This is a genomic window from Acidaminobacter sp. QWL-03 (assembly GCF_058683855.1).
Map to the genome: position 1 here is coordinate 3,249,528 of NZ_CM178752.1, position 13,928 is coordinate 3,263,455.

The window sequence follows — 13,928 nt, forward strand, 5'->3', positions numbered from 1 at the left end:
GGGTGTAGGACTTGAATAGCATCGATGATGGAAGATTTTTAAGAAACTGGGTCAGGCGCCTGTGCTTCATCACCTTTGGCCTATGCGCTTTCGCAAACCCGCTGGAGCCCCTTTCCCCTTACAACCTGGCTTTTGGTGCGCTGTTCGGACTTTTCTTTGGCTGGCTCTTCAAGCGGTTCCTCTATCTGTTCCTCGCCGCCATGAACGGTCCGGTGAAGAAGGAATGGGGCAAAAAAGTTATGCGCTATCCGGTCGAGATGGGGATGCTTTTTCTGGTTCCATTTGCCGTCATGCTGGCTTTGGCAACTTTTGTGCTGAAGTGGAACAACGCGGCAGCATTTATCAGCGCAGGGATGATGGCTGCAGGTACGGCAACCGCCATTGAAGTCAGCCGCCTCAGAGGCAAATCCATGATCCGCAATACTGTTGCGACCTCGGGTGTCTCCTTTTTATTCAGCTTTCTCTGGACCTACGCACAGCCGTTTCTGTTCCGCGCGCCGGGGCTTATCGAAGGTGGAATCACCTTTGTGCGTTCATTGCTTTCAGGAGGAGGTGGCTTGTCTTGAGACATTTCACAGTTAAACTTTTAATCGCGTTATTAGTCACAGCTCAAGCGCTGCCTTTTGTAACATTAACCAGGACCGGACCTGTCCCGTCCTTCGCCGTCAGCGTCAGAGAGGAAAGTGTCCGGGTCAGTGCGCCTTACGAAAAGGTACTGGCTAGCGAAGGCGACTGGTTCACAGGCCGTCCTTCTATAGGAAGCACATCCTCCTTAACGGTGGATTATAATGGGGAGATTCTGGTGAGCGAAGCATCCTCCCCAATCAGCTTCACCACCCGTGAAGAGGCGCTGGTCAGCGAGATTTACGTCAGCACCGCAGCAGGCGAGAGCCTGACCCTCGTGGATGAGGCGGGCAACCTGTATCCGGGATTTGAAGCAGTTCGCGTCAGTGAGGACACGCGGGTCTTTCAAGCGCCTGGGGATGTCAGGCTTCCGGCGGGCAGTTATACCGCGGAGGGTGCTTCAGGAGATTTTGTAATCAAAGGCGTGAATGCCGATGGTCAGTCGCGCTACAACGAACAGGTGGTCGAACAGGCAGCAGAAATTCTGGGAGTGCCGGCCGAACCGGTGACTGCGGGGACTGGGGCGGCGGCAGCGGAACCATCGGCAGCATCCGGCGCTGAAGGCAAGCGTCCTGCCATGTTTGTTCTGGATGACACCTACCTGATTGACGAAATTATGCTCAACACCTTCAACAACGGCATGGGCGCGGCACCCGGCATCATAGCCATCCTGGATGATTCCAACCAGGTGATATATACCCAGCAGGCCTACGGCGGGAAAGTTGGAACTCTGGCCAACGGCCTCTGGATCGTCAAGCCGGGGATCCTGCTGCCGGCGGGGACGTATTACATAGGCGCATCTGATCCCTCTGTCATAGGGTACGACGCTGCCGGGGAGCCCATGTTCTATCTGACGGCTTACCCTACGATCCCGGAAGCGCTGGACGTGACCGGAACGTATAAAATCAACGTGGACACAGCTAAGACCTCAACCATTATGGGGCCAGTGTCTGGGGCGGCAACCCCATTTTTGACGGATTTTGAGATGACCGCGCTTCATAAAGAGGGCTTTGTGGAGCTGATTGGCACTTATGAAGGCATGCCGGTCTCTCAGAACTGCGAGATCATCAGCGAAACAGAAAATGGACTTGTGGCAGTGTTTGATTTCGCCGCAGACTTGACAGGTCTGCCTTATAAAGCCAAAGTGGACACCAAAGTGGAAGTGACCTTCGCTCAGGACGAAGCCGGGCTTGTGACAGTGTCCTTTGATGGCGACGCTCACTACAGCCGGGCGGCCAGCGGGACGCGCGGCGCGGACGACAATACTTATGTGGTCAGCGGCAGCGGCAGCCGGGTGACGACGGAGCTCCCGCCTTATGTCATAGCGGCCCTTGGCGCTGCGCCAAGTGTTGGGAACATTCCTGGTGCGGATTCGCCGTTTCAGAATGCTGCGGGCATTTTGTTTCCGCCGCTGGTGGGCCTTGTGGTCAGTGTGATGCAGGAGGCTTTGAAGAAGAAGGAAGCGGCCAGACAGGCGGGCAAACCTGCTCGTGATAAAGCTTGGTATAGTAAAAAATACCCAGGAAAAACGGATGAACAGCTCGCCTGGATCATGCTGGCGGATGCCATGGGAAGCACCGATGAGCCGGATGAGGGCGATGCAGTGTCTGCAGGCGACAATGAGGCGACTGAAAGCTCAGGCAGTTCAGAGGATTCAGGCGGCTCGGGCGGTGAACAGGATTGGTCCGGAGATGAGGGTGAGACCGGGGCGGATTATGAATCTGAACCGGAATATGAACCGGAAGCCGAGCCTGAAGCGGAGCCGGAGCCGGTGACAAAACCAGAACCGGCTGCAGAACCAGAGCCAGGGAAAGAAACTGAGGCCGATGGTCAGAAGACCGCCGAAGGCGCTGCAACTGAAACAAAAGAGCCGGAGACTATGGTGCTCAAGACTTCGGCAAGAGGCGCTGAAAGCCTCTATGTCAAGGATCCTGCAACTGGTGAATGGATTAACGCTGAAACCGGCGGCGTCCTCGACTACGAGGACTATAAGGCCAATGCGGAGGATAAGTTCGCTCAGGAGCTGGCAGTGATTGAAAAACAAGCTGCAGACAACCAGAAGCCGGATGAAGAATTCGCGAAGGCTATGAAGCAGATTGAGGACGACTTCAAGAAGGATCAGTTCCTTCAGAAGATGGAGAAAAAGTACGGCACGGACAAACTCGGCCTGATTAAGGCCACCATTACCCAGCGCGCAGAGCAGGAGCGGGAAAACTTCGAAACCTGGCAGCGCATCGGTGATATAGCGGCGGTGGGCGAGGTCAGTTCCAAGGTCGTTCTCGCGGGCGCAGACACCGCCATTGACATCATGGGCGAGACGGTCCCGGGCGGGAAATACGTGCGCGCGGGCTATAAGGTCGCAAAAGGGACTATAGGATCCGCTGCGGAAAGCCAGGCAAAAGGTGACGGTTGGGGCGCTGGCGCCGCGGAAGGCTTCGTCAAAGGCGTTGGCGACGCAAGCGGCGACTTTGTGAAGAATCCATATGCGAAAGCCGTCATTACAACCGCCAGTGAGTCTGCCGGGTCCGCGGCCGGCGCAGCCCTCAAGGGTGAGGATTACATCCAGGCAGCACAGAATGGTTATGTAGACGGCGTCTATAAAGTGACGGTGGGCGCGGTTTCGGACTATGCCCTCGGAAGTGCACCGGATGTGGACCTGCCGGATGTGCCAATTAGAGTGGATTCAACACTCAAGAAAATCTTTACGAGCAAGGGCGCTCAGGACAAGATGAAGACGGCGTTAACGGATGAGTTCATCTTGAAGCCTAATGCGCTGGAACCTGCGAAGAATCTCATTCAGGTTGAACTTCCTCAGTTTGCTAAAAAATAGGAGGGGTATCATGCAACTCAATTTTAACACTTTGGCCTACCTGGCCGGTCTCTATAAAACAGACAACAGTTTGAGCCCCTTGAAAAGCGCTGGAACAGGGGATCTGGTTCAGGGTGAGGCTCTTTTAAAGGAATCCGGAATCCTGACTGAATCCGGGATCAGAAATGAAGCCAAAGAGATGCTGGAAGTCTTGGCAGCGCCCCAGCGTTCTGGCCGAATTGCCATTCGCGAGGGTAATGCTTTGATTGAGAAAATTGGCTTTCGAAAAGACGAGGCGTTTGCCCTTGTGGAACGTATGGAGGAAGGGCTGGAGGTTACAGCGCCGGCGACACTTCAGCCAACGCTGCTGGCGCTCTCACAGGTCACCGGAATGTCCCGTGTGATTGGCTGGGATTTGGAGGTTGGGCTGCCATCGGCAGAGGCACTGGTCTATCTGGGGCTGGTGGATTTATACAGAAAGACAGCCATGCTGGGGTTGTGGCAGGTCGGTGCACCTGACGTGACTGTCTCCGCGCTGGAGACTCATCTGAGCGAGCCGGTACCGGGTTCGCTCGTGGCAATGGTCAAGGGGAGGCAGGACGGTGGCACTTTGACGATTGATCGGGCTGAACTCACCAGCATCTTGAATCGCCTCGAAATGGTGAAGATTCTCGAGGGTGATCAGGTCAGGCTGACAGGGGATCATGCGAAGTTTGCCATGGCGTTTCTTGTGCCGAGAGCCGTGACCACTCTGGAGGTGTACAATCTTTCGGAAGATAAGATTGCCGGGAATGAAGCCTTCGTGATCAGCGCCGGGCTGAACGAGCATCTCCTCGTGAGGTTTGGGGCGGACCAGTGGAAGCTGTCGCTGGTGTCCGGAAGCTTTGTGTTGAAGATGATTGAAAACGTTCTGAACGCACCAGAGCTGGAATTCTAGCGGCGAAGTGAGGATCTGTGATCTTGTGGCGTTAAATTAACTTAAGAGAGGGCCTGCCATGTTGGCGGGTCCTTTTTTAGGTGATGATCAAAATAATTTTACAAGATGACAGAATATTTTTACAGATCCTATGGTTGAATACAGGTTGGGTGCTCGTTAAGGACATTTAAGCGTGTCGGCGAGGATCAAAGATATGCTGAAACACGGCTTAAATACCTAAACCCATCGGCAAAACAAATTATTTTTTGATTGCTTTAAAAAATGACTGTTTGGCATCCCTCTTGCTTTATAGATCGGTGACGTTATTATTCAACATCATCATAAAGAAAGTAGGGGAATTATGGAAAACAAAAACATGTTTCGTGACGCAGTGGTAGTGGGCTTTGCAATGTTTGCCATTTATTTTGGCGCCGGCAATCTGATTTTCCCGCCGTTTATTGGTTTTGAGACGGGAGCGAACTGGGTCTCGGGGTTGGTGGGCCTTGTTCTGACAGGCATCGCGCTCCCGATCCTCGCTGTCGCGGCAGTCGCGAGCGCGGGCGGCACCTTCAAAGATCTCACCCGCCCTATCACCCCGTGGTTCTACCAAGTTTACAATGTCCTCGTCATGATTGGCGTCGGTATGCTCATCACGATCCCGCGGACGGCGGCGGTTGCTTATGAAACCGGCTTCAGCGTGATTTTGCCGATGGTCGACCCCGGTCTCCTGAAGCCCATCGCCATTATCGCTTTTTTCGCACTGACATATTACTTCGCCAACGACAAATCCCAGGTCATTGACAAGGTGGGCAAAGTGCTGACGCCGGTGCTGCTTCTCATCCTCGTAGGCATAGTCGTTTTGGCGGTTGTCAACCCGCTCGGTGTGCCGGTCGCGACGGAGCTCGCGAATCCTTTCTACTTTGCTTTCACCCAGGCGTATCAGACGGGAGACGTTCTGACGGGGCTCCTCTGTGCGGTGATCTTTGTCGAAGCGCTCCGCGGCAAGGGCTACACTGAAAAGGCGAGCAACATCAAGATGATTCTTCTTGCGTGCGTCGTCGCGTTTGTTGGTCTCTTTGTGGTCTATGGCGGCCTCGAATATCTTGGCGCGACAGGTAACAGCCTGTTTGAAGCTGGCACGGATCATACCGTACTCCTCACCGGTCTTGTGCAGAAGCTTGTCGGCAACGGCGGATTGTACGCTCTCGCAGTTGCGGTTGCCCTCGCTTGCTTGACAACCTCAGTTGGTTTGACGGCGGTTGTGGCGGACTTTCTTAATGGCATTTCGAAGCAAAGGATCAGTTATAAAGTCGGCGTTGCCCTCACTTGCGGCATTGGCGTCATCCAAGCCATGGGCGGCGTTGCCAAGATTATTGTCATTGCTGGACCGATCTTTATGGGCATCTACCCAATCTCCATTTTGCTGGTGATCCTGGGCCTCTTCAGCAAGTTCATCCCTAACGATGGTGTTTGGAAGGGCTCCGCATTGTTGGTTGTCCTCGTCAGCTTATACGACTCCTTCTCAATTATTGGAGCCATTGCTGGGTTCCAGCTGCCGGCGGCTTTAACCAATCTCTACATGGCGATTCCTCTCGCGGGCCAGGGCTTTGCCTGGATCGTGCCGGCGATTGTTGGCGGTATTGCGGGTGGCGTGATTTTCAAGGGCAAGAAGAGTGAAGCGGTTGTGAAAACAGCTTAGGGTTGGTTTTGAAATGAGTGTAACTGGAAGTCGGTGTCAGACACCGACTTCCACAAAAAGGAACTCAGCACCGTAAGGCACACGGCCGACGGTGCTGAGTTCCTTTAATTTCGAAGTATATGTACGCTATTTTAACGCTCTCTCATACACCAACGCCCCGCCCATATACGTCTCCAGAACTTGAGTCTGGCCGATGTTCATAGGGTCAATCTCCAGGATGTCGCGGTCGAGGACGATAAAATCTGCTTCGCAGCCAGGCGTGAGCTGTCCAACGCCTGGGAAGCCAACGACCTTGGACGCCTCTCGGGTATAGAGTTCGATGGCGGTGGCTGAATCGACACGGTGCTGTTGGCCGTTGTCGGTGCCATCATAGCTTGTGCGGGTGACCGCAGCCTGGATGCCCACGAAAGGATTTGATGGGTCTGCCCAGGAGGTCGCCGGCGCGTCTGAGGAAAAGGCGAGCTGGACACCGGCGTCGAGAATGGAACGGACAGGATAAGCAGTCTTCGTGCGGCCGTGGCCAAGGTTATTGAGATAGCTCTCGATTTCCGCAAAAAGAAACACTGGCTGAGTGACAAAGGCAACGCCCATTTCGGCACACTTTTTCAGCGCCGTCGATGTTGGCATGGCAGCGTGTTCGATGCGAAGCTGAGGGGCATCGGCTTTCTGGTAAAAGGTATCGATGATCATGTCGATGGCTTTTTCGCCCATAGCATGAGCGAGTAGCTGGAGATTGTGGGTCTTGGCATAAGCGCCGGCGGCGCTGAGTTCGTCCGGGGTGATGGTGGCCATGCCGCAGTTGGCAATTGGATCATCACCCTGGTGTTCGGAAAGAAAGGGCGGGTCGACCCAGGCGGTTCTGCCGGAAACGCTGCCATCGGCTAAAGTCTTGACACCACCTACAAAAATGGGCTGGTTGTGATCGAGGCGCTCAGGGGCAAAGGGTGGCGCGTTCTTCAGATCATCCCACACGTAGTAGAGGGCGACGCGCTGGCGGAAACCGGCCTGGCGGGCGGCGGTGTAAAGGTCGTAGTAATCCGTGGGGCCTGTGCGGGCAAACATTTCAGTGACGCCGGTGATGCCCTTGGAAAGCAGGGTAGTGCTGAGGTCGGCAAGGCGGGCGGCGGTTTCTGCGAGTTTTTTCTCTGGGAGGGCTTTGAAGAGCAGCTCCCGGGCAGTTTCGTAGAGGATGCCATTTGGTTCGCCGTCCGCATCGCGGCCTATGGCGCCGCCAGCCGGATCCGGCGTGTTGCGGTCTATGCCGGCGAGTTCCAGGGCCATGCTGTTGACAGAGTAGATGTGGGCACAGGTGCGCATCATGCTGATGGGGGCGTCGGTGGTCGCTCGGTCCAAGTCGTGGCGCGTCGGGGTGCGGCCTTCTTTCAGCTTGCCTTCGTCGTAGCCCCAGCCTTCGATCCAGACGCCGGGGCCTTGGGATTCGCGCCTTTTGCGTATGTGATCAATCATGTCTTCAATGGAATAAAGGGCGGGCGGGGTGCAGGCAATCTGAGCCGCGGCGCTGGCAAGGTACACTGGGTGCATGTGGGCATCGATCAACCCTGGCAGGACCCTGCGGCCTTTGAGGTCGGTGGTTGTGGGCTGAGAGGCCTTAGCCAGGGTTGTGTGATCGATGTCGGCTTCGTTTCCAATCCACACTATTTTTCCGTTTCGAATGACCATGGTGTCGGCATAGGGCTGCTTTGGGTTGGCCGTAAAAATCCGGCCGTTGGCAAACAACTTTTGCTTTTGTTGCATTCAAATCGCCTCCTAAATCTTGTCTTCAGTAATCGCAAATATTGTGCCAATTCTTGATTTTCTCTTCGTCTTGTAGTGGTAACGACTTGAGAGCTTCATTTAGGCCGCTTATGTGGATTTTGAAAACTGCTCAGGACTAAGGAGTGTTTCTGAAAATCAATAAGAATGCACTTGAGTGGGAGAAGTTGTAAAAATAGTTTTACATTTGTGCAGGGGTGGTTTATGACTTTTAGAATGCATGGGATTAGGGGGTCAGCGCACTCATTGAGAGTCATCTTCACATGCTCTGGCACTGAATTGAATTGAGTGTCAGGTACTAAACCAAATCTTGTCCGCGTCCCCAAACCAAATCCCGTCCGCGTCCCCAACTTGTAAGATAGAGATAGGTTAGATAAGCACTTGATGACCGAACGTTCCTTGAAAACTAAGTATATATTGTTCAGATGAATCAGAGGCTCAATTGTTGATGAAAGCCAGTCTACATGATGTTATAATCTCACTTGTCAGAGAGATAGACATGCTCCCCAACTGGATCCCTCATCTCGAGGCTTTATCCGCGATTAAGAGTGTCACTCCACAAGAACGATTCGATGTTTAGCTGGTTGGGCCACCTTCGTGTGTTACCCGTTTCAAACGCAAGTTTGTTAGACGTTCTTCATACAGTGGAAGCTCTGATTCATTCTGTACGAAAGGTTGTGCTAGTTTTGTCCCGATTTATTGATGATTTTGTAGTGGGCTTCGATGTCTCTTCAGAGTTTTCTTTTGTTGCCATGTTAGAGCCGTCGGGTGCTCTGATTCGAAAACCTTTTCGAATTGATCACAACCCCTCTGGATTCCAAAAACTATTAGAGATTCTCAAAAACGAAGAAGAGCGGTTACAACGAAAGCCCATCTACTTCGTAGAATCTACGGGTATCTTTCATTTACCACTCTTCTTCTTTCTGAGATCGAATGACCTCAAAGGATTTGTCCTCAACCCTTTGTCTGTACATTCTATCAAAAATCTTGACATAAGAAAAGTGAAAAACGATTCAAAAGATGCTGAAAAGATTGCAAAACTTGCGAAGTATCAAAACGTTAAGTTTTCAATTATTCCTGAGCCCCAAGTCCTCGCACTTCGTATGATGGTAAGAGAGTACTATTCACTCTCTGATACTATCACTGAAATGAAAAACCGGCTTAGCACAGATCTTTATCTACTGTTCCCTGGATATAGAAAAGTCTTCTCAGAGCCTTATGGCAAAGCCTCTTTGGCGCTTCTAAAGGACTTTTCAACCCCTATGGATATCTTATCTGCGGAGCGCTCTATACTCATAGAATTGATTGCTAAACATGGTCGTAAAGGTGCGTCTTGGGCTTCGAAGAAAGTGGATGGACTACTTGAGTATGCTTCCAATGCTGCTTCTATGCCCATGGAATTCTCAATGCTGGGGATTAAGATAAAAATCTGTGTGGATAATATCATAAGTCTTCAAAAGAATTTGGAAAGCATCGTTAACAAGATCCGTGAAATTGTTAATTCTATGGACTTTCCGGCAACAGTTAAACGTCAAATCGAGCTGATAGACCAACTCCCTGGAATAGGCTACATTTCCGCTGTAACACTGATCGCCGAGATCGGTGATTTTAGGATGTTCAAGTCCCCAAAGGCATTTGTTGCATACTTTGGCATTGATCCAAGTGTTAACGAATCAGGGAAGTTTAAAGGGGATCAAAATAAGATCTCCAAACGAGGCACTCGAATTGGGCGAAGAGTCCTGTTTACGGTTGCATTAACCGCAATAAGTACTAAGAGCAATGGCGAGGAAGTCAACCCAATCCTGAGGGACTATTATCAGAAAAAATGTGGAAGCAAGAAGAAAAAAGTTGCACTCGTTGCAGTTATGCATAAGCTATTACACTATATTTTTGCAGTATTGCGAGATGATAAGCCATTTGAAGTCAGACAGCCAGAAGAACACCAATCCTGGAGAGCGGCAAAACTACAACTTATAGCTGCCTGATTCAATGGAATTGAAAAATAGCCATTGTTCGTACTTTTCAATGGCTTAGTTTGTTGTACCCATTTTTTAAACTCAATTTTTTATCTTTCTTAAAGAAAAGAATTGACTTTCCTTAGCTGGTCTAAATTGGGTATTCCGGCCCTGAAAAGGGTATACAAAATTGTGGAAAATCATTGAACCGGAGGGTTGAACATGATGCTGGAAATCCGAAACTTTTCAAAAACCTACAAAGGCGGCAAGAAGGCCGTCTCTAACCTAACACTAAACATTGAGCCGGGAGACCTCTACGGCTTCGCCGGTCACAACGGCGCAGGGAAGACCACCACTATCAAAGCGATCGCAGGCGTACTGGACTTTGAAGAGGGGGATATTCTGGTGGACGGGAGCTCCATCCTCGAAGATCCCGTGGCCTGCAAAAAGAAACTCGCCTACATACCGGACAACCCGGACCTCTACGATTATCTGACAGGTATTCAATACCTCGAGTTTATTGCGGACATCTTCGAGATTCCCTCAGCTGCCCGTGAGACTCGCATCCGCCACTATGCAGAGGAGTTTGAACTCCTGAGCGACCTTGGCGATTTGATCGGCGCTTACTCCCACGGCATGAAGCAGAAGCTGGCCATCATTGCCGCGCTGATCCACGAGCCTAAGCTGATGATCCTGGACGAGCCCTTTGTGGGACTGGACCCCAAAGCTGCCAAGACATTGAAGGACATCTTTGCTCAGCTTTGTCTAAACGGCGGCGCGATCTTTTTCTCCACCCATGTGCTGGATGTCGCGGAGAAGTTATGCAACAAAATTGCGATCATCCGCCAGGGCGAGCTCGTCATCGCGGGGCTGATGGATGACATTGTCGGCGACTCGAGCCTGGAAGAAGTCTTCCTGGAGCTGACGGACCATGCGTAGTCTATGGTCACTCACAAGACTCCAGCTGCTGGGATGGTTCGGCCTCAACAAAGCCCTACATACCAAGATCCCAGGTCAAAGGCGCAAGAACCTGTTCGCCGCCATAGGCGCCTTGTTCCTAATCGTTTATTTCACAGGCATTTCCTATGTTTACAGCGACCAGGTCGGCAAAGCCTTCGAAACCGTCGACGCCTTGCCGCTCCTGCCTGGCCTCATGATGGCCACCGCCTCGCTGGTCACCCTGATGACGACCATCTACAAAGTCAACGGGACACTCTTCAGCTTCCGCGATTACGATATGATCATGGCTCTGCCCGTCAAAACCGCGGTCGTGGTGGCAAGCCGGATGATGGCCCTCTATCTGCTGAACATTGGCTTCGTCCTGATGGTCATGGTGCCGGCTGGTGTGGTCTATGGTCTTCGCGCCCAGCCGGAGCCGCTGTTTTATGGCCGCTTTGCGGTCTCCCTCCTCGTGATCCCATTTGTGCCCATAGTCGCGGCAACTGTCATAGGCATCCTGATCCACCTGGTTTCGGCCAAGTTTCGCTATAAGAACCTGATCAACATCCTTCTGTCCGCCGCAGCTGTGCTGGTGTTTATGGCAGGATCCAGCTCGTTCAACGCGGAGGGCGTCAACATTGCGGACATCACAGGCGCGCTGACAGGTTTTATCAACAACCTCTATCCTCTGGCGGGCTTCTATGTGAATGGCGTCGTTTTGGGACAGACTTCAGCCTTTTTGGCCTTTCTGCTGTTGTCTCTGGCGGTTTTCGCGGCATTTGCTGCTTTGGTGGGCTATCGCTTCAAACGGATCCATTCCAGACTGACCGCCGCCTCAACCCGCCGCCGGTTCGTCATGGGGGCTCACCCTCAGGAGGGCGTAAGCGCGCTGCGGGCTATGTATAGTCGTGAGTTCAGACGTTATTTTGCCTCGCCCATCTATGTTCTGAATACCGCGTTTGGCGTGATTTTGTTCACCGCCATGTCGGTGGCGCTCATGTTTTTCAGACCGGAGTCCATCGGCCAGCTCCTTGAAATGCCTTACTTCGCGGGCTATATCAACCGCATGGCGCCGCTGATGGCCTCGACCTTCATGGCGCTGTCCTCCACGACGGCCTGCGCCATTTCCCTGGAGGGCAAGGCCCTTTGGATTGCCAAGTCTGCGCCGGTGAAGGCCATGACGGTCTTTCACAGTAAGCTGGGTGTCAACCTGACCATGACCCTGCCGGCGGTGCTGGTCAATGGCCTGCTCCTGATGGGGGCCTTAAAAACAGGCCCTGCCGACAGTCTCCTCCTCCTAACCCTCCCCGCCGCCTACGCCGTATTCATGTCCCTGGCAGGTCTCGTGATCAACTTGCGATTCCCGCTTCTGGACTGGATGAGTGAGACCCAGCCTGTCAAACAGAGCGCCGCGACGCTGATCACGCTGCTCGTTGGAATGGGAAGCGTCGCTGGGCCTTTGACGCTGGTCATCAAATACCCTGAGCTGAACGCCCACTGGGTGTCCTTTGGGGTGCTGGTACTGCTGGTCATCTTGAGTGCCGGTCTGTACGCCTATTTGGCAGCGCGGGGCGAAAAGCTTTTAAAAGGGCTGGAAGGTTGAGGCTGCTGAGAAGGCGAAATAATCCCTTTCTTATGTCAATGGAATTTAGTATGATGAAGAGGAATGAAACTGGGTGTCAGTGGCTGTGCCTATTGACCCCCAGTTTCATCACCTCATTCAATTTTGCAAAGGATGGAACTCGATGTCCTCTGGATCAGCGTCACATCAGGAAAGAGAGCTCGCTGAGCGGTATAAATTTTTGACAGACAATATGGCAGATTGTATCTGGCTTCTCGACTTTAACACCGGGCGATTCAAGTACATCAGCCCGGCTATTTTTGCGCTCAGAGGGCTAACGCCTGAAGAGGCTATGAAAGAGAGTCTTGGGGACGCACTGTCGCCTGAATCTCTGGAAAAAATGAAAGCGATCACGGCCGAATTCATTCCAAGATTCCTGGCTGGAGACCCGGAACTCGAGGGTCGGAAATTCATTTACGAGCTCCAGCAATTTCACAAGGATGGACATTTAGTCGATGTTGAAATGTCGATTCAAGTCATCAAAACAGAAGTCCCCGGTGCGGTTGAAATCATAGGCGTGACACGGGACATCTCCGAGCGCAAAGTTCTTGAGCGGGAACTCATGAAGGAAATCGAAGCCAAGAATCAGCTGATTGAACAGCTGAAGGCCTCTGAGGCCCAGCTGTCGGAACTCTCAATGGCGTTAAAACTGAAAAATGAGACGTTGGAAAAGGTGACCATTACAGATCAGCTGACAGGCGCCTACAACCGCTTTTATTTTGAAAAACGCGCCATGGGTGAGATCGATCGCTCCCGGCGGTATGGTACACCGCTTTCGCTGCTGATTTTTGATCTCGATTTTTTCAAGAAAATCAACGACCAGTGGGGCCACGGCTTTGGAGACTCGGTGCTGAAGCGGATGTCGGTTGAAGTTATGAGTACGATTCGGTCTACGGATCTCTTCGCACGTTGGGGTGGTGAGGAATTTGTCGTCCTCATGCCCGGTACATCTCAGAAAAGTGCTGTGATGGTTGCGGAAAAACTGAGAAAAGCGCTGAGTCAAGTGCTGCATCCGACCATCGGCAGAGTCACTGCCAGCTTTGGGGTGGCTGAGCACCGCTATGGCGAGCAGTTGGAAAACTGGTTTACCAGAGCAGACCGGGCCATGTACCGGTCTAAGGGCCACGGTCGCAACATGGTGTCCGAGTGGAGCGATCACACCTATCTGACAGAGTCGTCTGAAATGGTCTGGAATGAAGAATGGGCCTGCGGCAATGCGCTGATCGATGAAGCCCATAAGACGCTCTTGATCTATGCAAATGGTATAGTGGCCATGATGCAGCAGGATGTGCAGCCCGACGAGCTGACCCAGGCTTTCGATCAGCTGCTTGAGCATGTGGCGTCACATTTCAAAGAGGAAGAGGCGATCCTGAAACAAGTGGGATACCCGGCCGCGACTTTTCATGTGCGCTTTCACCAACACCTTCTGTCGAAAGGGCTGCAGGTAAAGAAATTGATGCTGGAGGGCCACGTGGTCAAGTCGGACATGATCCTGTTTCTGATGGATGAGATCATTGTGGGACACCTCTTGACAGAAGATGTGAAGTTCGTTCCGTGGGTTCGGGGCGAAGAGGGCGTCTAAAGGTCATTTT

9 protein-coding genes are annotated in these 13,928 nt (G+C 52.4%); 8 read left to right on the plus strand and 1 reads right to left on the minus strand.

Annotated features, from left to right (window positions below):
• Positions 1-11: 11 nt before the first annotated feature.
• The 4 genes from AC4PHM_RS15045 to brnQ all read left to right on the plus strand — a co-directional run bounded on the left by AC4PHM_RS15045 (position 12) and on the right by brnQ (position 6,048).
• Positions 12-566 carry a hypothetical protein gene (locus AC4PHM_RS15045; protein ID WP_492018548.1) on the plus strand — a complete coding sequence of 185 codons (555 nt, stop codon included), beginning with the start codon at positions 12-14 and terminating at the stop codon, positions 564-566.
• The gene (locus AC4PHM_RS15050) at positions 563-3,454 is read left to right on the plus strand and encodes a hypothetical protein (RefSeq protein ID WP_492018549.1); all 2,892 of its coding nucleotides are present in this window, start codon (positions 563-565) and stop codon (positions 3,452-3,454) included. The genes AC4PHM_RS15045 and AC4PHM_RS15050 overlap by 4 nt, the downstream gene beginning before the upstream one ends.
• Before the next feature lie 10 nt (positions 3,455-3,464).
• Complete coding sequence (locus tag AC4PHM_RS15055) at positions 3,465-4,370, plus strand: hypothetical protein (protein WP_492018550.1); 906 nt, start codon at positions 3,465-3,467, stop codon at positions 4,368-4,370.
• Between the two features lie 340 nt (positions 4,371-4,710).
• A complete protein-coding gene (gene brnQ / locus AC4PHM_RS15060) occupies positions 4,711-6,048 on the plus strand; it encodes a branched-chain amino acid transport system II carrier protein (RefSeq protein ID WP_492018551.1) in 1,338 nt (445 codons plus the stop codon).
• Between the two features lie 126 nt (positions 6,049-6,174).
• Here the strand turns inward: brnQ and AC4PHM_RS15065 are convergent, their stop codons facing one another.
• Complete coding sequence (locus tag AC4PHM_RS15065; RefSeq protein WP_492018552.1) at positions 6,175-7,803, minus strand: amidohydrolase; 1,629 nt, start codon at positions 7,801-7,803, stop codon at positions 6,175-6,177.
• A gap of 704 nt (positions 7,804-8,507) precedes the next feature.
• Here AC4PHM_RS15065 and AC4PHM_RS15070 point away from each other — a divergent pair.
• The 4 genes from AC4PHM_RS15070 to AC4PHM_RS15085 all read left to right on the plus strand — a co-directional run bounded on the left by AC4PHM_RS15070 (position 8,508) and on the right by AC4PHM_RS15085 (position 13,918).
• Positions 8,508-9,806 (plus strand): IS110 family RNA-guided transposase, encoded by a 1,299-nt coding sequence (locus AC4PHM_RS15070; RefSeq protein WP_492018262.1) that lies wholly within the window; start codon positions 8,508-8,510, stop codon positions 9,804-9,806.
• Between the two features lie 192 nt (positions 9,807-9,998).
• A complete protein-coding gene (locus tag AC4PHM_RS15075; RefSeq protein WP_492018553.1) occupies positions 9,999-10,715 on the plus strand; it encodes an ABC transporter ATP-binding protein in 717 nt (238 codons plus the stop codon).
• A complete protein-coding gene (locus AC4PHM_RS15080) occupies positions 10,708-12,318 on the plus strand; it encodes a hypothetical protein (RefSeq protein WP_492018554.1) in 1,611 nt (536 codons plus the stop codon). The genes AC4PHM_RS15075 and AC4PHM_RS15080 overlap by 8 nt, the downstream gene beginning before the upstream one ends.
• A gap of 142 nt (positions 12,319-12,460) precedes the next feature.
• Complete coding sequence (locus AC4PHM_RS15085; RefSeq protein ID WP_492018555.1) at positions 12,461-13,918, plus strand: diguanylate cyclase; 1,458 nt, start codon at positions 12,461-12,463, stop codon at positions 13,916-13,918.
• Positions 13,919-13,928: the final 10 nt, after the last annotated feature.

Coding starts and splice junctions, on each gene's coding strand:
- AC4PHM_RS15055 (WP_492018550.1), top strand. CDS start 3,465: ATGCAACTCAATTTTAACACTTTGGCCTACCTGGCCGGTCTCTATAAA.
- brnQ (WP_492018551.1), top strand. CDS start 4,711: ATGGAAAACAAAAACATGTTTCGTGACGCAGTGGTAGTGGGCTTTGCA.
- AC4PHM_RS15065 (WP_492018552.1), bottom strand. CDS start 7,803: ATGCAACAAAAGCAAAAGTTGTTTGCCAACGGCCGGATTTTTACGGCC.
- AC4PHM_RS15085 (WP_492018555.1), top strand. CDS start 12,461: ATGTCCTCTGGATCAGCGTCACATCAGGAAAGAGAGCTCGCTGAGCGG.
- AC4PHM_RS15075 (WP_492018553.1), top strand. CDS start 9,999: ATGATGCTGGAAATCCGAAACTTTTCAAAAACCTACAAAGGCGGCAAG.
- AC4PHM_RS15080 (WP_492018554.1), top strand. CDS start 10,708: ATGCGTAGTCTATGGTCACTCACAAGACTCCAGCTGCTGGGATGGTTC.